The 17,965-nt window shown below is 72.3% G+C and carries 19 protein-coding genes; 5 read left to right on the top strand and 14 right to left on the bottom strand.

The genetic code is table 11. From position 1 onward, the window contains the following. Nucleotides 1-17 precede the first annotated feature (17 nt). Together ACXJMZ_RS10710 and ACXJMZ_RS10705 are read right to left on the bottom strand one after the other, a co-directional pair. Complete coding sequence (locus ACXJMZ_RS10710) at nt 18-1,472, bottom strand: LCP family protein (protein ID WP_457029770.1); 1,455 nt, start codon at nt 1,470-1,472, stop codon at nt 18-20. Nucleotides 1,473-1,647: 175 nt separating this feature from the next. Further along, nucleotides 1,648-2,118: a MarR family winged helix-turn-helix transcriptional regulator gene (locus tag ACXJMZ_RS10705; RefSeq protein WP_457029769.1), complete on the bottom strand. Its 471-nt coding sequence runs from the start codon at nt 2,116-2,118 to the stop codon at nt 1,648-1,650. A 100-nt stretch (nt 2,119-2,218) separates the two neighbouring features. Between ACXJMZ_RS10705 and ACXJMZ_RS10700 the strand changes: the two genes are divergently transcribed. Then, nucleotides 2,219-3,244, top strand: a complete 1,026-nt coding sequence (locus tag ACXJMZ_RS10700) for an NADP-dependent oxidoreductase (RefSeq protein WP_457029768.1) — start codon at nt 2,219-2,221, stop codon at nt 3,242-3,244. A 378-nt stretch (nt 3,245-3,622) separates the two neighbouring features. Beyond that, entirely contained in the window at nt 3,623-4,117 is a 495-nt protein-coding gene (locus ACXJMZ_RS10695; RefSeq protein WP_057238779.1) for a DUF3145 domain-containing protein, read from the top strand. Between the two features lie 56 nt (nt 4,118-4,173). Here ACXJMZ_RS10695 and fabF read toward each other — a convergent pair whose 3' ends face one another. The 5 genes from fabF to ACXJMZ_RS10670 form a co-directional block, all read right to left on the bottom strand. Then, nucleotides 4,174-5,439 carry a beta-ketoacyl-ACP synthase II gene (gene fabF, locus ACXJMZ_RS10690; RefSeq protein ID WP_457029767.1) on the bottom strand — a complete coding sequence of 422 codons (1,266 nt, stop codon included), beginning with the start codon at nt 5,437-5,439 and terminating at the stop codon, nt 4,174-4,176. A gap of 117 nt (nt 5,440-5,556) precedes the next feature. Beyond that, nucleotides 5,557-5,805, bottom strand: a complete 249-nt coding sequence (locus ACXJMZ_RS10685; RefSeq protein WP_457029766.1) for an acyl carrier protein — start codon at nt 5,803-5,805, stop codon at nt 5,557-5,559. 80 nt (nt 5,806-5,885) lie between these two features. Beyond that, a complete protein-coding gene (locus ACXJMZ_RS10680) occupies nt 5,886-6,917 on the bottom strand; it encodes a beta-ketoacyl-ACP synthase III (RefSeq protein WP_457029765.1) in 1,032 nt (343 codons plus the stop codon). Next, nucleotides 6,914-7,852, bottom strand: a complete 939-nt coding sequence (locus ACXJMZ_RS10675; RefSeq protein ID WP_457029764.1) for an ACP S-malonyltransferase — start codon at nt 7,850-7,852, stop codon at nt 6,914-6,916. Before ACXJMZ_RS10675 ends, ACXJMZ_RS10680 begins: the two co-directional genes overlap by 4 nt. Nucleotides 7,853-7,941: 89 nt before the next feature. Continuing rightward, the gene (locus tag ACXJMZ_RS10670; RefSeq protein ID WP_457029946.1) at nt 7,942-9,138 is read right to left on the bottom strand and encodes a PucR family transcriptional regulator; all 1,197 of its coding nucleotides are present in this window, start codon (nt 9,136-9,138) and stop codon (nt 7,942-7,944) included. Nucleotides 9,139-9,367: 229 nt separating this feature from the next. Between ACXJMZ_RS10670 and ACXJMZ_RS10665 the strand changes: the two genes are divergently transcribed. Then, nucleotides 9,368-10,144, top strand: a complete 777-nt coding sequence (locus ACXJMZ_RS10665) for a pirin family protein (RefSeq protein ID WP_457029763.1) — start codon at nt 9,368-9,370, stop codon at nt 10,142-10,144. A gap of 31 nt (nt 10,145-10,175) precedes the next feature. Here ACXJMZ_RS10665 and ACXJMZ_RS10660 read toward each other — a convergent pair whose 3' ends face one another. After that, on the bottom strand, nt 10,176-11,006 hold the full coding sequence (locus ACXJMZ_RS10660; RefSeq protein ID WP_457029762.1) for a serine hydrolase domain-containing protein: 831 nt from the start codon (nt 11,004-11,006) through the stop codon (nt 10,176-10,178). 102 nt (nt 11,007-11,108) lie between these two features. Here ACXJMZ_RS10660 and ACXJMZ_RS10655 point away from each other — a divergent pair, with 102 nt between their 5' ends. Both ACXJMZ_RS10655 and ACXJMZ_RS10650 read left to right on the top strand, forming a co-directional pair. Then, on the top strand, nt 11,109-11,648 hold the full coding sequence (locus ACXJMZ_RS10655) for a MerR family transcriptional regulator (protein WP_457029945.1): 540 nt from the start codon (nt 11,109-11,111) through the stop codon (nt 11,646-11,648). Further along, nucleotides 11,606-12,610, top strand: coding sequence for an aldo/keto reductase (locus ACXJMZ_RS10650; protein WP_457029761.1), 1,005 nt, complete (start codon nt 11,606-11,608; stop codon nt 12,608-12,610). The genes ACXJMZ_RS10655 and ACXJMZ_RS10650 overlap by 43 nt, the downstream gene beginning before the upstream one ends. Before the next feature lie 203 nt (nt 12,611-12,813). Here the strand turns inward: ACXJMZ_RS10650 and ACXJMZ_RS10645 are convergent, their stop codons facing one another. From ACXJMZ_RS10645 to ACXJMZ_RS10620, 6 genes are all read right to left on the bottom strand, one after another. Continuing rightward, the gene (locus ACXJMZ_RS10645) at nt 12,814-13,254 is read right to left on the bottom strand and encodes an RICIN domain-containing protein (RefSeq protein WP_457029760.1); all 441 of its coding nucleotides are present in this window, start codon (nt 13,252-13,254) and stop codon (nt 12,814-12,816) included. A gap of 5 nt (nt 13,255-13,259) precedes the next feature. Next, nucleotides 13,260-13,736, bottom strand: a complete 477-nt coding sequence (locus ACXJMZ_RS10640; protein ID WP_457029759.1) for a hypothetical protein — start codon at nt 13,734-13,736, stop codon at nt 13,260-13,262. 90 nt (nt 13,737-13,826) lie between these two features. After that, nucleotides 13,827-15,038 carry an alpha/beta hydrolase gene (locus ACXJMZ_RS10635; RefSeq protein WP_457029758.1) on the bottom strand — a complete coding sequence of 404 codons (1,212 nt, stop codon included), beginning with the start codon at nt 15,036-15,038 and terminating at the stop codon, nt 13,827-13,829. A 105-nt stretch (nt 15,039-15,143) separates the two neighbouring features. Then, nucleotides 15,144-15,506 (bottom strand): MmcQ/YjbR family DNA-binding protein, encoded by a 363-nt coding sequence (locus tag ACXJMZ_RS10630; protein ID WP_457029757.1) that lies wholly within the window; start codon nt 15,504-15,506, stop codon nt 15,144-15,146. Between the two features lie 31 nt (nt 15,507-15,537). Continuing rightward, nucleotides 15,538-16,755 (bottom strand): acyltransferase family protein, encoded by a 1,218-nt coding sequence (locus ACXJMZ_RS10625; protein WP_457029756.1) that lies wholly within the window; start codon nt 16,753-16,755, stop codon nt 15,538-15,540. Between the two features lie 22 nt (nt 16,756-16,777). Further along, the gene (locus ACXJMZ_RS10620) at nt 16,778-17,911 is read right to left on the bottom strand and encodes an alpha/beta hydrolase (RefSeq protein WP_457029755.1); all 1,134 of its coding nucleotides are present in this window, start codon (nt 17,909-17,911) and stop codon (nt 16,778-16,780) included. Nucleotides 17,912-17,965: the final 54 nt, after the last annotated feature.

Genomic DNA, 17,965 nt, shown 5'->3' with positions numbered 1-17,965 from the left:
CCGTCCCCCGGAGGGGCTCACCCGAACGTCAGGTTGGAGCAGAGGTCCGCGTCGGCGGTGCGGGTGTTGTCGGTTATCCCGGTCGGGACGCCGGTGCCGGTGGGGGTCGGGGCCGGGGTGCTGGTGGGGGTGGTGGGGGACAGGTCGCGGCCGAGGGTGACGGTGAGGCCGGTGGCCGTGCGGTCGGGGTGCAGCTCGGCGGTGGGGAAGTAGCGGGCCAGCGCCTCGGCGGCGTCGAGCTGGGCGGGCGGGTAGCCGATCTGGGTGGCCTTGCGGGTGCTGGTGGGGGTGGGGCCGACGGTGACGTCGGTGTAGCCCTGGGCCTTGAGGGTGTCGGCGGTCCGGGCGGCCAGGTCCGCGGTCCGGGTGGCGTTCAGCAGCACCACGGGGATGGTCACGGCGGGGACCGAGGGGGTCTCCGACGGGGCCGTGGTGACCAGGCCGGTTGACTGACCGTCAAGGGTGCGGTCCTGGCGGAGCAGGTTCCAGAGCTGGTCGACGTCGGGGTGGACCAGGGCGACCCGGTCGCCCTGGTAGCGCCAGGGGACGGTGACGAACTCGATGTCGGCGAGCTTGATGTCCTGGAGCGACTGGGCGAAGTCGACCAGCTTCATCGGGGTGCCGAGGCCGGGGTCGACGGTGAGCGACCTGCTCGCGGCGTCCGCCAGCGGGAGCAGGGTGGTCAGGTTGAAGCCCTGGGCCTGGACCTTCTTGATGAGCGAGGAGAGGAAGGCCTGCTGACGCTTGATCCGGCCGATGTCGGAGCCGTCGCCGAAGCCGTGCCTGGCCCGGACGTAGTCCAGGGCGAGCTGCCCGGCGAGGGTCTGCCGGCCCTTCTCCAGGTGTATGCCGTAGGAGTCGACGGCGTTCGGCACGCAGACGTCGACTCCCTTGACCGCCTCGGTCATCGCGGCGAAGCCCTTGAAGTCGACCACGATGGTGTGGTCGATCCGCAGGCCGGTGAGGGCCTCCACGGTGTTCTGCGAGCAGGCGGGGTTGCCCTGCTCGGAGCCGCCGATGGTGAAGGCGGAGTTGAACATCTGGTTGGCGCGCGGGGTTGTCCACTTGCCGTCGGCCTGCTTGCAGGGCGGGATGGTGACCAGGGTGTCCCGGGGTATCGAGACCGCGACGGCGTGCCTGCGGTCGCCGTAGACGTGCAGCAGGATCGCGGTGTCGGAGTGCCCGACGCCCTCGTCACCGCCGCCGAGGTTGTCGTTGCCGTCGTTGCGGGTGTCCGAACCGAGCAGCAGGACGTTGACCGGCAGCCCGCCGCCCACCTTGCTGGGGGTGGGGGCCGGGGGACGGCTGGTGGCGATGCCGTCGGCGTCGAAGGTGCTGAGGTTGCCGTCGAGGCGGTGGTAGTACCAGGCCCCGGTGCCCGCGGTGGCAAGCACCAGGACAGCGGCCGTCGCGCCGGCGAACTTGGCCAGCCGCTTTCGGCGGGAGGCAGGCCGGATCTTCGGGTCGCTCATGAGGTCTCAGGCACTCTCTGCTGCGGCCGCTCGGCGGACACCGTCGGGTTGCGGGGCCTGGTCGGGGGCCCTCACCTCTAAAGACGGTTCGGCGCGGCGGTCGGTTACACGAATGCGCAATCTAACCCGGAAGATCTGTACGAGCCGCATCGCCCCCCTCTGCGACGGGCGGGGGTCAGGCCCGGGGGTCGTCCTCGCCCGCGTGCTCCAGGATCCGGCGGAGCAGGTCGCGGAGCTGGGTGCGCTCGTGGTCGTCGAGCGCGGCGAGCGGCTCGCGGGCGAAGTTGAGCGACTCGCGGAGCTCCTCGGAGGCGGCGCCGCCGGAGTCGGTGGCGGCCACCAGCTTGACCCGGCGGTCCTGCGGGTCGGCCTCCCTGGTCACGAAGCCGCGGCCCTCCAGGCGGTCCACGATGCCGGTGATGTTGGACGGCTCGCAGCTCAGGGTCTGGGCGATGTGCCGCATCGGCATCGGGCCGCGCCGGAGCAGGGCGAGCACCTTGGCCTGGGCACCGGTGAGCGAACGGGCCGCGGCGGCCTCCTCGTACTCACGGTGGAAGAGCGCGACCAGGCCGGCCATCAGGTCGACGACCTCGCGGGTGATCGCGTCGGTGGGCGCGGTGGCTTCCTGGGCGGGCTTCGTCTCCATGACACCAGTCTAGCTGAATATTTGACAAGGTGAACCTTTCATGCCCACGATTGCTTCAGTAGGTCAACCTTTCAGGCTCGGAACGACGAGGAGTACCGCCATGGCAGAGCAGGCGACGCCCACCACCGGCCGCGAGTGGCAGCTGGCCGCCCGCCCGGACGGCTGGCCGCAGCCGACCGACTTCGCGCTGGTCGAGGCGCCGGTCCGGCAGCCGGGCCCGGGCCAGATCCTGGTCCGCAACGAGTACCTCTCGGTCGACCCGTACATGCGTGGCCGGATGAACGACGTGAAGTCGTACGTCCCGCCGTTCCAGCTCGGGAAGACCATGGACGGCGGCGCGGTCGGCTACGTGGTGGCCTCCGAGGCCGAGGGCTTCCAGGTCGGCGACGCGGTGCTGCACGGGCTCGGCTGGCGCGAGTACGCCACCCTGGATGCCAAGCACGCCGTCAAGGTGGATGCCGAACTCGCCCCGCTCTCCTACTACCTGGGCGTGCTCGGGATGCCCGGCCTGACCGCGTACGCGGGCCTGCTGGAGGTGGCGAGCTTCCAGCAGGGCGACACCGTCTTCGTCTCCGGCGCGGCCGGTGCGGTCGGTTCGCTGGTCGGCCAGATCGCGAGGCTCAAGGGTGCGAAGCGGGTGATCGGTTCGGCCGGTTCGGCGGCGAAGGTGGCCACCCTGGTGGACGGTTACGGCTTCGACGCCGCCTTCAACTACAAGGACGCCCCGGTCCGCGAGCAGCTCGCGGCCGCCGCCCCGGACGGCATCGACGTCTACTTCGACAACGTCGGCGGCGACCACCTGGAGGCCGCGATCGGTGCGCTCAACGTGCACGGCCGGGCCACCCTGTGCGGCGCCATCGCGCAGTACAACGACACCACCGCCCCGTCAGGACCGCGCAACCTGGCGCTGGCGATCGGCAAGCGGCTGCGCCTGCAGGGCATGCTGGTCAACGACCACGCCGCACTCAAGGGTCAGTTCATCGCCGAGATGGCCGGCTGGCTGACCAGTGGGCAGCTTCGCTACGACGAGACCGTGGTCGACGGCGTGGAGAACACCGTCGACGCCTTCATCGGCCTGCTCGGCGGGGCCAACACCGGCAAGATGGTGGTCCGGCTGACCCACTGACGAACGCCCGCGCGACGCCCGGCCGTTGTGCACCGCCCCCGCCCTCCCGGGCGGGGGCGGTTTGGGTACGGGCGCGTGTGGGCCGACGCGCGGCCCCGATCCGACGGACCGTCATGCGGGGCCCCTGGCAGGGCGCTACGGTGGAACCGGTCCGGGATGGGGCCGTTCGGGGGAGAGATCCCGACGAGGGGTAGACCTCGGGGTGGATCGGGCTAGCATTGGGTGAAAGCTTGTCCGTTTTGCTCAACTTAATTACCTATATGTCGAATAAGTTGGGCAGCACGGGGGCAGTACCGAATCACGACAGAAGCGGCGCAACCGGCAACAGGCACGAGGCAGCTGGGGAAGGCGACCCTCGTCCACAGCCTGGAGGTCCCGGTGACGACACGTGGAGTCCTGTACATCCACTCCGCGCCCCGCGCGCTGTGCCCGCACGTCGAGTGGGCGGTGGCGGGCGTGCTCGGCGTGCGGATCAGTCTCGACTGGATCCGCCAGCCGGCCGCGCCCGGTCACTGGCGGGCCGAGCTCTCCTGGCAGGGGGAGTCCGGCATCGCCTCGCGGCTGGCATCCGCCCTGCGCGGCTGGCAGTTGATCCGCTTCGAGGTCACCAGCGAGCCCACCACGAGCACCGAGGGCGAGCGCTACAGCTCCACCCCCGCGCTCGGCATCTTCCACGCCGTCACCGGCATCCACGGCGACATCCTGATCCCCGAGGACCGGCTGCGGGCCGTGCTGCTCCGGGCCAGGAACGAGGGCACCGACCTGGAGGCCGACCTGTCCCGGCTGCTCGGCAAGCCGTGGGACGACGAGCTGGAGCCGTTCCGCTACGCGGGCGAGGGAGCCCCGGTGCGCTGGCTGCACCAGGTGGTCTGAGTACGTCAAAAGCCCGGTACGCGGACTCGCGTACCGGGCTTTGACGTGACGGACGGTCAGATGGTGCGGAAGGCCAGCACCACGTTGTGGCCGCCGAAGCCGAACGAGTTGTTCAGCGCGGCGATCCGGCCCTCGGGCAGCTTGCGCGGCTCGCCCTGGACGATGTCGGCCTCGATCTCCGGGTCCGGGTCGTCCAGGTTGACGGTCGGCGGGGCCAGCCGGTGGTGCAGGGCGAGCACGGTGGCGACGGTCTCGATGCCGCCGGCGCCGCCGAGCAGGTGACCGGTCATCGACTTGGTGGCCGAGACGGCGACGTGGTCGAGGTGCTCGCCGAGCTCCTTGCGGAGCGCCTTGATCTCGGCGAGGTCACCCTGCGGGGTGGACGTGGCGTGCGCGTTGACGTGCACGATGTCGGCCTTGTCGAGGTCGTTCTGCTCGAAGAGCTGAGCGATCGCGCGGGCCACCCCGGAGCCGGTCGGCTCGGGCTGGGCGATGTGGTGGGCGTCCGAGGAGAGACCCTGGCCGACCGCCTCGCAGTAGACCCGGGCGCCGCGCACGGCGGCGTGCTCGGCCGACTCCAGCACGACCACGCCCGCGCCCTCGCCGAGCACGAAGCCGTCGCGGGCCTTGTCGTACGGGCGGGAGGCCTGCTGCGGGTTCTCGTTGTTCTTGGACATCGCCATCATGTTGGAGAAGGCGACGATCGGCAGCGGGTGGATCGCCGCCTCGGTGCCGCCGGCCACCACGACGTCGGCGCGGCCGGTACGGATCATCTCGATCGCGTAGCCGATCGCCTCGGCGCCGGAGGCACAGGCGGAGACAGGGGTGTGCACACCCGCGCGGGCGCCGACCTCCAGGCCGACGTTGGCCGCCGGGGAGTTGGGCATCAGCATCGGGACGGTGTGCGGGGAGACCTTGCGGACGCCCTTCTCCTTCAGTACGTCGTACTGGTCGAGCAGGGTGGTCACGCCGCCGATGCCGGAGGCGATGACGGCGCCCAGGCGCTCGGGGGCGAGCTTGGAGGACTCGTCGGTGGCGGGGGTCTCGAAGCCGGCGTCGGCCCAGGCCTCGCGGGCCGCGATCAGCGCGAACTGCGCCGAGCGGTCCAGCTTGCGGGCCAGCGGACGGGGCAGGACGTCGCCCGGCTCGACGGCGGTGCGCGCCGCGATCCGGACAGGCAGGTCGGCGGCCCACTCCTCGGTCAGGACTGCCACGCCGGAACGGCCTTCCATCAGGCCCTCCCAGAACGAGGCGGCGTCGCCGCCCAGCGGCGTGAAGGCGCCGATACCCGTGACGACCACGGTGCGGTTTTCAGCGGTCACTGGTTTCTTCTTCTCTCACGTGTGGCAGGTGGCGGCGATGCCGGGGGTGGGGTGACCGGGCGGCCGGGGTGTGCACTCCGGCCGCCCGGGCGGTCAGTTTTTCGAACTGACCGTGGATCAGGCGGCGGCGTGCTTGAGGATGTAGTCCACGGCGTCGCCGACGGTCTTGAGGTTCTTGACCTCGTCGTCCGGGATCTTCACGTCGAACTTCTCCTCGGCGGCCACGACGACCTCGACCATGGAGAGCGAGTCGACGTCCAGGTCGTCCGTGAAGGACTTGTCGGCCTCGACGTCCTCGACCGGGATGCCGGCGATCTCGTTGACGATGTCGGCAAGACCGGTCAGAACCTCGTCCTTGGTAGCCATACTGGCTGCTCCTCTTCGGTGTTGACAGCGACCACCCGGCGGGCCGTCGCAGGTTTGTGATGGGGCGTAGACGTAGACGCCTAGGGGAGAGTAACGACTGCCGCGGCGTACACGAGACCCGCCCCGAAGCCGATGATCAACGCGAGGTCGCCACTGCGGGCCTCGCCGCTCTCCAGCATGCGTTCCATGGCCAGCGGGATGGAGGCCGCGGAGGTGTTGCCGGTCTCGGCGATGTCGCGGGCGACCGGGACCGTGGCGGGCAGCTTGAGCGCCTTGATCATGGCGTCGGTGATCCGCATGTTGGCCTGGTGCGGGATGAACGCACCGAGCTGGTCCGCGGTGATCCCGGCGGCGTCCAGCGCCTGCTGGGCCACCTTGGCCATCTCCCAGACCGCCCAGCGGAAGACCGACTGGCCCTCCATCCGCAGGGCCGGCCACTTGACCTCCTCGCCCGTCCCGTTGACCGCGTCCGCCTTGGCGAACGCGGTGTCCCAGGCCTGGGTCTGCGAGATGACGTCCTTCTGCGCGCCGTCCGAGCCCCAGATCACCTTGCCGATGCCGGGCGTGTCGGACGGGCCGACGATGGCCGCACCCGCGCCGTCACCGAAGATGAACGCGGTCGACCGGTCCGAGGTGTCGGTCAGGTCGCTGAGCCGCTCGACGCCGATCACCAGCACGTACTCGGCGCTGCCGCCGCGCACCATGCCGTCGGCCAGGCTCAGGCCGTAGCCGAAGCCCGCGCAGGCGGCGGAGATGTCGAAGGCCGGGGCGGTGCCGCAGCCGAGCCGCTGGGCGATCTCGGTGGCGATCGCCGGGGTCTGCTTGAGGTGCGAGACGGTGGCCACGATCACGCCGCCGATCTGCTCCGGGCCGATGCCGGCCTGGGCGATCGCCTTGCCGGCGGCCTGCACCGACATCTCGGCGACGCTCTCCTCCGGGCCGGCCCAGCGGCGCTCGGTGATCCCGCTGCGGGAGCGGATCCACTCGTCCGAGGAGTCGATCCAGTTCAGGACCTCGGCGTTGGGGATCACCCGAACGGGGCGGTAGCCGCCGACACCGTGGATGCGCGCGAACGCGGCACCGGTGGACGACTGGATCTGAGGCGATGTCATGCGTCGTGCTCCTGCCCGCCGTGCTCCTCGATCAGGGCACGCGCCTTGTCGAGGTCGGCCGGGGTCTTGAGGGCCAGCGTCGCGACACCCTTGACGTTGCGCTTGACCAGGTTGGTGAGGGTGCCGGCCGGGGAGAGCTCGATGACGGCGGTGGCACCGAGCTGCTGCAGGGTCTCCATGCAGAGGTCCCAGCGGACCGGGTTGGAGACCTGGGAGACCAGGCGGTCCAGCACCTCGGTACCGGACTGTACGACCTCACCGTCCTTGTTGGACAGGTAGCTGACCTTCGGGTCATGGACCGTCAGGGTCGGCGCGAGCTTGGCCAGTCGCTCCACGCCCGGAGCCATGTGCTCGGTGTGGAAGGCGCCGGCCACCTTGAGCGCGATCACCCGGGACCCGTCCGGCGGGTCCGCCTTCAGCGCCGCCAGCTGGTCCAGCGTGCCGGCCGCGACCAGCTGGCCGCCGCCGTTGTTGTTGGCCGCGGTCAGGCCGTGCTCGGCCAGCTTCGCGGCGACGATCTCGGGGTCGCCGCCCAGCAGGGCGGTCATCCCGGTGGCCGTCACGGCGGCGGCCTCGGCCATCGCCAGGCTGCGTTCGCGGACGAAGACCAGCGCCTCCTCGACGCTGAGCACCCCGGCCAGCGCGGCGGCGGTGATCTCACCGACGCTGTGGCCGGCAACTGCGGCGAACGGGCCGCCGGTGGGAGCGCCGAACAGCTCGGTGGCGGTGAGCAGGCCTGCGGCGACCAGCAGCGGCTGGGCGACGGCGGTGTCCTTGATCTCCTCCTCGGAGCCCTCGGTCCCGTACCGGACCAGGTCGAGACCGGCCACGTCGGACCAGGCCTTCAACCGGTCGGCGGCGCCGTCCAGCTCAAGCCAGGCGTTGAGGAATCCGGGGGTCTGGGCACCCTGTCCAGGGGCGACGATTACGAGCACGGTTCAACCCTCTCTCGCCAGGCACCCGAGGGCGGGTAGGCGACGGTAACGAAGAAAAGCACGCCGGATTGTGGAATCCCTACAGCGTGTCAGTCATGAGTGGTGGCCGAGCCGAGTCGGCCCAGGGCCAGCGCGATCCGCAGTGTGAAGGCCGAACGCACGTCGGACGGAGCATAGCCGGTGACGTCGGTCACACGTCGAAGCCGGTAGCGCACGGTGTTTGGGTGAACGAAGAGCATCCGAGCGGCGCCCTCCAGCGAGGAGGCCTGCTCCAGATAGACACTCAACGTCTCCAGGAGTGCCGACCCGGCCTCGTCCAGCGGTGTGTAGATCTCCTCCACCAACTGCTGCCGGGCCGCCTGGTCCCCGGCCAGCGCCCGCTCGGGCAGCAGATCGTCCGCCAGCACCGGGCGCGGGGCGTCCGGCCAGGCCGCACAGGCCTTCAGCCCGGCCGCCGCCGCATGCGCGGACCTGGTCGCCGAGAGCAGGTCACCGACGGTCGGGCCGACCACCACCGGTCCTGGCGCGAACTGTCCGATCAGCGCCCGGGCGGCGTGCACCGGCTCCCTGTCCCCGCCGACCACCACCACCAGACGCTTGCCCAGCACCCCGGTCAGCACGTGCAGCTTGGCGTATCTGGCGGCCCGTCGGATCGCCTCCACCACCAGCTCGCTGTCGCCGTCCGGGGCACTGCCCATCACCACCCGGACCTGGCTCGGCTGGCCCCAGCCCAGCGCGGCCGCCCGGGACAGTACACCCTCGTCCGCGTCACCGGAGAGCAGCGAGTTGACCACCAGCGCCTCCAGCCGGGCGTCCCAGGCGCCGCGCGCCTCGGCCGCCTGGGCGTACACCTGCGCGGTGGCGAAGGCGATCTCCCGGGCGTAGACCAGCACCGACTCGCGCATGCCCGCCTCGTCGCCGGGCGCGGCCACCTCGTCGATGGCCTCCTCCATCACCTCGATCGTGGTGCGGATCAGCTCCACCGTCTGCCGGAGCGTGATGGCCCTGGTCAGCTCGCGCGGGGCGGTGCCGAACACGTCGGTGGAGATCGCCTGCGGGGCGTCCGGGTGCCGGTACCACTCGGTGAACGCGGCGATACCGGCCTGGGCGACCAGACCGATCCAGGACCGGTGCTCCGGCGGCATCCGCCGGTACCAGCCCAGTTGGTCGTCCATCCGGGTGATCGCGGCGGTGGCCAGCTTGCCCGAGGACTTCTCCAGGCGCTTGAGCGTGGCAGCCCGCAGCTCGGCCCGCTCGGTGGCCAGCCTGCGCTCCTGCGCGGTCAGCCGACTGCCCCGCCGGGGCTTCGGCTGCTCGGGCTGCTTGGCAGCCGCGGTGGCCTGCTCGGCCGCGGTCTTCTTGTCGGAACTCGCTGAAGCGGATGGCACAGGGACAAGACTGCCTCACGTACGGCGCAGCTCGTACCCGCCCCCGCCGATCGGACCGGTGGCCCACGTCACATCGACCCGCTGTGGCCTCCTCGAGACCGTGCCGCTCTGGCACTACGGTGGTCCCGTGACCGAAGCCGCCACCCGTGCCCGTGCCGACCTGCGCCGGGCCTCCGAACGCTACCGATCCGCCCCGGCCGAGGGCATCGACACCCGGCACGCGTTCTCCTTCTCCGGCCACTACGACCCGAAGAACGTCCACTTCGGCGCCCTGCTGGCGGTCAACGAGGAGACCCTCGCCCCCGGCGCCGGCTACGACGAACACAAGCACCGGGACACCGAGATCCTCACCTGGGTGCTGTCCGGCGCCCTCGCCCACCGGGACGGCCACGGCCACGCGGGCGTGGTCCGGCCCGGCATGGTCCAGTGGCAGAGCGCGGGCTCGGGGATCACCCACACCGAACGCAACGTCGGCGGCGCGGCGGAGCCGGTCCGCTTCGTCCAGATGTGGCTCCAGCCGGACGCCTTCGACGCACCCCCGTCGTACGGCCTGCGGCGGGTCGAGCGAGCGGCGGACGGGCTGACGCTGCTCGCCTCCGGGCTTGAGCGGGACGTCTCCTCGGAGGCGCTGCGGCTGCGGCGCAGCGACGCGGCGCTCTGGCTGGTCACGGCCGGGCCCTGGGAACCGCTCCCTCCGCTGCCCGAAGCGCCGTTCCGCTACGTGCATCTGACGGCGGGTTCGCTGGGCTACCGGACGGTGCCGGGACCGCAGGGCGGCGGGCGGTCGATGGACCCGGGCGACAGCGTCCGCGCCACCGGCGACGCCTTCGCCGACCCCACGGCGGGGGCCGACGGCGCGGAGCTGCTGCTCTGGGAGATGCACTCACCCGTCGCGTACGGCTGATCCTTCGGCAGGTGCTCGCCTGCCACATGTCCTACGCGAGCTCGGCGAGCACCGCGTCGGTGAAGGTCGGCCAGACCTCTGCCGCCCACGGCCCGAAGTCCCGGTCGGTGAGCGCGATGCAGGCGACGCCCGCCGCCGGGTCGACCCAGAGGAAGGTGCCGGACTGGCCGAAGTGGCCGAAGGTGGCGGGGGAGCTGTGGGTGCCGGTCCAGTGCGGGGACTTCTCGCTGCGGATCTCGAAGCCGAGCCCCCAGTCGTTGGGCCGCCGGTGGCCGAAGCCGGGGAGGACGCCGCCCAGCCCGGGCCAGGCCACCTCGCGGGTGGCGGCACGGACGGTGGAGGGGTCGAGCAGTCGGGGGGCCTGGAGCTCGGCGGCGAACCGGGCCAGGTCGGCGACGGTGGAGAGGCCGCCGGCGCCGGCCGGGGTCCGGTGGGCGGTGTTGATCAGGGTGGAGGTCATCCCGAGCGGGGCGAAGACCGCCTCCTCGGCGTACTGGGCGAAGTTGATCCCGGACGCCTTGGTCAGGGCGTCCGCGAGCACGTCGAACCCGGCGTTGGAGTAGAGCCGTCGCTCACCGGGAGGGGCCATCACCCGGTGCTCGTCGAAGGCCAGACCGGAGGTGTGCGCGAGCAGGTGACGGATCGTCGAACCCTCGGGCCCGGCCGGGTCGTCCAGTTCGAAGACGCCCTCCTCGACCGCGACCAGCACCGTGTACGCGGTGAGCGGCTTGGTCACCGACGCCAGCGGGAACAGCTGGTCCTGCGGCCCGGCCGCACCCAGCACCGTCCCGTCACTGCCTCGCACCACCGCAGCCGCCGCCGTGGGCACCGGCCAGTCCTCGATCATCCGCAAGCTCTGCATGGCCTCGACTCTAACGACTCGCCCGGTCGCCCCGGAGTGCCGGGCTTGCCTAGAGTGCGCTCCAAGTCAGTAGCGTCGTCAACGTCGATTTCCACCGGGGGTATCACCGTGACCACGACCGCAGCACCGCAGACCGCCGCACCGAACCTGCTGAACTGCGGCGCCCACTCCGGCGTCGCCATCGAGACCGCCGACCGTTCGGGCCGGCACACCATCAGCGAGATGGTGGCCAGTACCGGCCTGAGCGCGCACACGCTGCGCTGGTACGAGCGGATCGGCCTGCTCGATCCGGTCGACCGCTCGCACTCGGGGCAGCGCCGGTACAGCGACGCCGACGTCCGGCGGCTGGAGTTCCTCGGCCGGCTGCGGCTGACCGGGATGTCGGTCGCGGACATGCTGCGCTACGTCGAGCTGGTCCGGGAGGGCGAACACACCATGGCGGACCGGCGGGATCTGCTGGTGGCCCACCGCGAGGAGGTCCGGCTGAGGCTCGCGGATCTGCACGCGACCCTGGCGGTCCTCGACTACAAGATCGACCTCTACGGCGACACCCTCGACACCCTCGAATCCTCCGAAGCACTCGAAGGCAGGAGCACCGAATGCGTCTCCCCACCGTCCCCCTCGGCCGCAGCGGCAAGCTGATCGGAGCCCAGGGTCTCGGCTGCATGGGCATGTCCGAGTTCTACGGCCCGACCGACACCGCCGAGGCCCTGGCCACCCTGGACGCCGCACTCGAAGCGGGCGTCACGCTGTTCGACACCGCCGACATCTACGGCTCCGGTGCCAACGAGGAGCTGGTCGGCCCGTTCGTCCGGGCCAACCGCGACCGGGTGGTACTGGCCACCAAGTTCGCCATCGAGCGCCGCGCCGACGACCCGACCTACCGGGCCGTCCGCAACGACCCCGCCTACATCCGGACCGCCGTGGACGCCTCGCTGCGCCGCCTCGGCATCGACGTGATCGACCTCTACTACATGCACCGGCGCGACCCGGCCGTGCCGCTGGCCGAGTCGGTCGGCGCGATGGCCGAGCTCGTCCAGGCAGGCAAGGTACGGGAGTTGGGCCTCTCCGAGGTGACCGGGGACGAGCTGCGCGAGGCGTACGCGGTGCACCCGATCGCGGCCCTGCAGTCCGAGTGGTCGCTGTTCTCCCGGGACGTCGAGCGCACCGCCGTCCCGGCCGCCGCCGAACTGGGCGTCACCTTCGTGCCGTACTCGCCGCTCGGCCGGGGCTTCCTGACCGGCTCCTTCGCCGCCGCCGAACAGCTGACGGAGGGTGACTACCGGCGCTACCACCCGCAGTTCAGCGGCCCGAACGCCGCCGCCAACGCGGCCCTGGTCGCCCCGATCCAGAAGATCGCCGCCGATCGTGGCGTCACCGCCGCCCAGATCGCCCTCGCCTGGGTCCACCAGCGCGCCGAGGTGCACGGCCTGACCGTGGTCCCGATCCCCGGCACCCGCAAGCGCACCCGCCTGGCCGAGAACACCGCCGCCGCCACCCTGCACCTCACCCCGGCCGAACTCGCCACCCTGGAGCCCATCTCCGCCCAGGTCACCGGCAACCGCTACGCCGACATGAGCTTCACCTCGGCGGGCCGCGAGTAGCCCGGCGGGCGCTCCGGGCTCAGCCATCAAGGGCTCGGGGCTCTGCTGATGTGCGGCTCCGCCGCGTGGGCGACGCCGACCTCGGATCAGGTGATCCGTCCGTGGGTGGTCAGGCACTCTCGTCCGTGACCCGCGCGCCAGATCTCCTCGCCCACGCGGCGGAGCCGCAAGTCAGCAGAGCCCCGAGCCCCTGGATTGCCTGCCTACGGCGCAGCGGGCTCCAACTGCCACCACTGCGCCGGGCTGTCGAGGTCCTCCCACTGGCGGGCGGTGTCGTCGTCGGCGATCTCGAGGGTGAGGCCGCTGACGAAGCTGACCAGGTTGTAGGTGTCGGGGGTGTCGACGTGCTGCTCCAGCAGCCATTCCTGGGCGCCGAAGCCGTTCGGGCCCCAGAGCTGGAGGGGTACCCCGTTGTCGGTCCGGGCGCCGGTGACGTCGAGGCGTTTGCCGCTGCCGTCGCTCTCCAGGTGGTAGAGGCCACCGCCGGGGTGCACGGCGGTGATCCGCCAGAGCTGACCGGGTGAGCCGTCGGCCGGGCTCTGCCGGATCTTGGCGCCGCTGCGCTGCTTGTCGCCCGCGACCGCCAGCAGCTGCCCGCTGCCGACGTTGCGCAGGCGGTACAGCCCCTCCTGAATCACCGTCACCTCAACTACCAGCCTTCCGTAGGTCCCGAGGGGTCCACCGTAGGCCCGGTCACTGACGGGTACTGCCGAGCCGTCAGCTCGGCCGCGCAGGCGGTGCCGATCGCGGCGAGGAGGGCGGCGGACAGCGGGTACAGCAGCGGCATCCGGAGCGGCTCGTCCGGCATCACCGCGTACACCAGCAGGTACGGCGCGGGCAGCAGCCAGAGGAAGCCCGCCACGGCCGCACCGACTCGGTGCAGGACCAGCCGGCGGGGCAGCCAGGAGAGCAGGATGCCGCCCAGGTACAGCAGGACGCCGCCGAGGCAGGACCCCGTGACCAGGCCGACCAGGATCAGGTAGGGGTCCGGCAGGGTGATCAGGACCAGGCCGACTCCCCAGATCGCCCCGGCGACCAGCCCGGCCAGGGCCATCCGGTTGGGGAGGGTGATCCGCCATCGCTCCGGGTTCGTCGGGCTGGGAGCGGAAACGGCGGCTGGTTCCATCCGGGCGTTCACCTTCGTCGGTTCGGTGACCGGGCCGGCTCGGTACGCAGGGCCCTGCCGGTGCAGACGCCCGATTGCCGCGCGCGGTTCTCAGCTGCGGGCGGCCCGGGTCACGTCGGCGTAGTCGCCGAGGGCGATGTCGGCGAAGTTGCGCAGGCTGGCGGTGCCCTCGGCGAGGTAGCCGGTGTGGCCGTCGGCGCCGGCCGAGGAGAGCTTGGTGGCACCGAAGGCGGCGGAGGTGGGGTCGGCGCCGTGGCCGAGGCCGCCGACCTCCAGGTAGGGGACGTTGCCGATCCAGTCGGTGGGGTTGCGGGTGGCCCAGACCCGGACGCCGGTGCCGAGGTCGGCGGCGTCGGCCACGCCCATCCCGGGGCTGCCGAAGACCACCAGGTCGGTGGGGGTCGAGTCGTGGATACCGGGGGCGGCGGTGCCGCAGACCACGGTCCCGTACGAGTGGCAGAACAGGGCCGGCGGCGTGACGGGGTCGCTGGTGACGGCGAGGCCGGACAGCAGACGGGCGAGCCGGGGGGCGGCGGCCTGGGCGAGCCGGTCGGTGACCGCGTCGGGGCCGAGGCCGTCGGGGGTGACGTAGCCGGTCCAGGCGATCACGGCGGTACGGGTGCCGGCCGCGTGGCGGTGCTCCTCGGCGTACAGGGCGCGGCCCATCCCGGCGGGGGAGCGGAGCGGGTCGACGGCCTGGTCGAAGTGGCCGAGGTCGGCGTCCGAGCCCGGCACCAGGACGGCCACCCGCTGAGCGGTCGTCAGGTCTCCGTACACCTCGCTGACCAGGCCCCGGCCGCGCGGGTCGAAGGCCAGGATCTGGCGCTCGGGGGCGAGCAGGTGGTCGCTGTCGTTGGCCCTGGCCTCGGCCAGCGCGCGGGTGTCGGCGTCCAGTCGCGGGTCGGCGGCGCGGGCCCGGGCGCGGTCGCGTTCGGCGGCGATCGCCAGCCGGTTGGCCCGGTAGCGGAGCTGGAGCGGGGCGCCGTCCAGGTTGCCGACCACCAGCGGGTAGTCGGTGACCAGCCGCGAGGTCTGGGCGGCGGTGAGCGCGGCGAAGAAGGCGGCCACACTGCGGGCGTCGGCGGTCGCCGGGTCGGGCAGGTCACGGCCGAGCGAGTGGTCGGCGACCCATCGGTCGCTGCCGGCCGGGGGCGTGGTGATGGCGAGCTGTTCGCTGCCCACGGCGGCCTGCGCGGCGGCGGCGCCGGTGTCGACCAGCACCACGGTGGTGGCGAAGACGCCTATCAGCAGGCGCTTGATCCGCCTGCGACGCTGCACGGAGCGCTGGTTCTGCTGCGGCAACTGGTCACCATCCTTCGGGCCCGCGTAGGTGTACCCCCGCCGACAACTGCCAGCCAGCGTATGGGCTGGGGAGGCGGGGCGTGCCTGGCTAAACTGTGGGATGGGTCACATGGTTTCGGGGGTGGGTCCGGATGCCTCGAACTCCCTGACCAGCCTCTTCGGCGCGATGCTCCGCCAGGCGTCGGTGAGCAGGTCGCGCAGCTCGTCCGGGTCGACCCCGACGAGCCGGACCAGCACCCAGCCGTGCCGCCCGACGTACGGCGCCGAGGAGTACACCTCGGGCTCGGCGGCCAGCAGTTCGGCCTGGTCCTCCTTGCTCGCCTTTACGGTGACGGTCCCCGAGTCGGGCGTTCCCATCGCGAAGATCTTCTCGCCGACCCGCAGGGTGACCGTGCTCTCCCAGGTCAGCCGCTCGGTGGCCCGGGGGAGCGCCAGGCTCATGCTCAGGAACTGATCGAACGTCACCATGCGGCCCAGCCTAGGCGGTGGCACTGCGAGATCAGACCACCCCGAGCGCGTACACCGCGAACAGCCCCGCGCTCGCACTCAGCGCGGCCTTCCAGCCCCTGCCCAGCTGCCACGGGGCGTCGAACCGCCGGGCGTACCGGCCGATCAGGGTCAGCACCAGGCCGAACACCGGCAGCCAGGCCAGCCGGGCCAGCACCCAGCCGAGCGAGTCCGGCGCGGTGGTCAGACCGGGGACGGCGCCCAGCGCGCTGCCGAGCGCGCCGACCGAGAACATCGCGGTCTGGTGCCAGCAGAAGATCGTCATGGCCGAGAGGTTGACCACCACGACCGGCAGCCAGAGCAGCGGCCGCCGCAGCGCCCGGCCGATCCGCTCGCGCAGCAGCATCGCGGCGCCGCACTGCACCGAGGCCAGCGCCAGCACCAGCAGCGACGGCGGGTGCGAGTTGGTCCGGGCGACGCCGGGCACGCCGACCATGCTGGCCGGGTAGTGAAAGACCGTCAGCAGTACGGTGAACAGCGCGGCCCCGCCGAGCAGCAGCAGCTTCGCACCGGACCTGCGCAGCGTCCCCTGCGCCCAGGAGATGCCGAGCTGGTAGGCGAACAGCCAGCCGGGCAGCAGGTTGACCAGCGCCAGCCAGGACGGCACCGAGTCGGCCCACGGGCCGTACCGCAGCGCGTCCACCAGCGCGACCACCCCGAGCAGCGGGGCCGCCGCCCAGCCGCCGAGCCGGCGGCCGAGCCGCAGGCACCAGGGGGTGAGTGCGGTCAGCGCCAGGTAGATGCCGATGTACCAGAGCGGCTGCACCACCAGCACGCTGCCGGTCCTGACCGTCCCTGCCGGGACGCYGAGCCCGTTCAGCAGCGGGATCAGCAGGGCCCAGACCGCCGCCACCCCCAGCACCGGGCGGAGCAGCCGGACGGTGCGCTGCCGCAGCCAGTCGACGGTGCTCGCACCGCGTTCCTGCGAGCGGGCCAGCGACTTGGCCGAGGCGTAGCCGCCGACCAGGAAGAACACCCCGAGCATCTGGAGCACCCAGCTCAGCGGGGCGAAGAAGCCGAGTGAGGCGAGCGGGCTGGCGTTGCGCAGCACGCCGTCCGGCGAGCTGGTGAAGCCGCCGAGCAGCCAGTGCCCGACCGGCACCGAGAGCAGGGCGAGGGCACGCAGTCCGTCGAGCGCGCGGTCGCGGGTGGCGGGGGTCTTGGCGTCCACGGTGGCGGCGCTGCGGCGGAGGGTCGCGACGAGCTTCATCTCAGGGGTTCCTAACGGGGAGTCAGTGGGCGTCGGCGGCGCTGGTCACCTGGTCGGTGCGGCCGAGCGAGATCGCGGCGAAGTTGGCCAGCGAGGCGGTGCCGGGGGCGAAGTAGCCGCTGTGGCCGTGCGAACCGGTGGAGGCGACCGCCCGGGCGCCGAAGGCGGGGTCCTCCGGGTCGGCGCCGTGGCCGAGACCGAGGAAGGAGACGTTCGGGACCTGGCCGATCCAGTCCTCGTCGTTGCGCTGCGCCACCCAGACCGGGACCCGCAGGTCGGCGGCGCGGTCCACGTCCATGCCGGGCGAGCCGATCGCGACCAGGCCGGTGACCTGCTCGGGGCCGAGGCCGGCCAGCGAGCAGACGGCGGTGCCGTAGCTGTGGCAGAGCACCGTGACCGGTCCGGTGGTGGGCACCAGGCCGTCCAGGAAGCGGCTCAGCCGAGGGGCGCCGGCCTGGGCCAGCCGGGCGGTGGCGGCGTCCAGGCCGACCTTGACGGGGGTGGTGTAGCCGGTCCAGGCGACCACCGCCAGCCGGTCACCGGCCTGGGCGCGGAGCGCCTTGGCCATCCCGGTCGGCGTGCCGTACGGGGCGGAGGCGCGGTCGACGGTCATCAGGTCGATGTCGGAGCCGGGCACGATCACCGCCGTCCGCTCGGCGGCGGCCAGGTCGCCGAACACCTCGGCCAGCTGGCCCCGGCCGCGCGGGTCGAAGGCCAGCAGCTGACGGCCGGTCAGCGCGGCGTACCGGTCCGCCTTCGCCCGGGCGGCGGCCCGGTCCCGCTCCGGCAGGGTGGAGTCGGCGGCCACCGCCAGCTCCCGCTCCCGCTCCTCGCGCAGGGCCAGCGAGTTGGCGAAGTACCGCAGGGCGTACGGGGTGCCGTCCAGGTTCCCCACCACCAGCGGGTGGCGGACGGCCAGCGCCCGCTGCTGCGCCTGCGGCAGCCCGCCGAAGAACGCCGCCACCTCCGCCGCCCCGGCCCGCCCGGGTTCCGGCAGCCGGAGCCCGAGGGTGGTGTCGGCGGCCCAGGCCGCGCTGCCGGGCGGCGGCCCGGTGATCGCCTGCTGGCCGTCCGCCGCCGCCCAGCCGCCGGCTCCGCCGACCGCCAGTACCGCGAGGAGACCCCCGGCCAGTGCCCGCCTGAATCGTGCTCGCATCCGCTCCAACCCTCCGTCGTACCGCTGCTGACGGAGAGGAAGGTACGAAGCAGA

This window comes from Kitasatospora sp. P5_F3, from assembly GCF_054049135.1.
The sequence above is the reverse complement of the archived record's forward strand: the minus strand, read 5'-3'. Positions and strand labels throughout refer to the sequence as shown.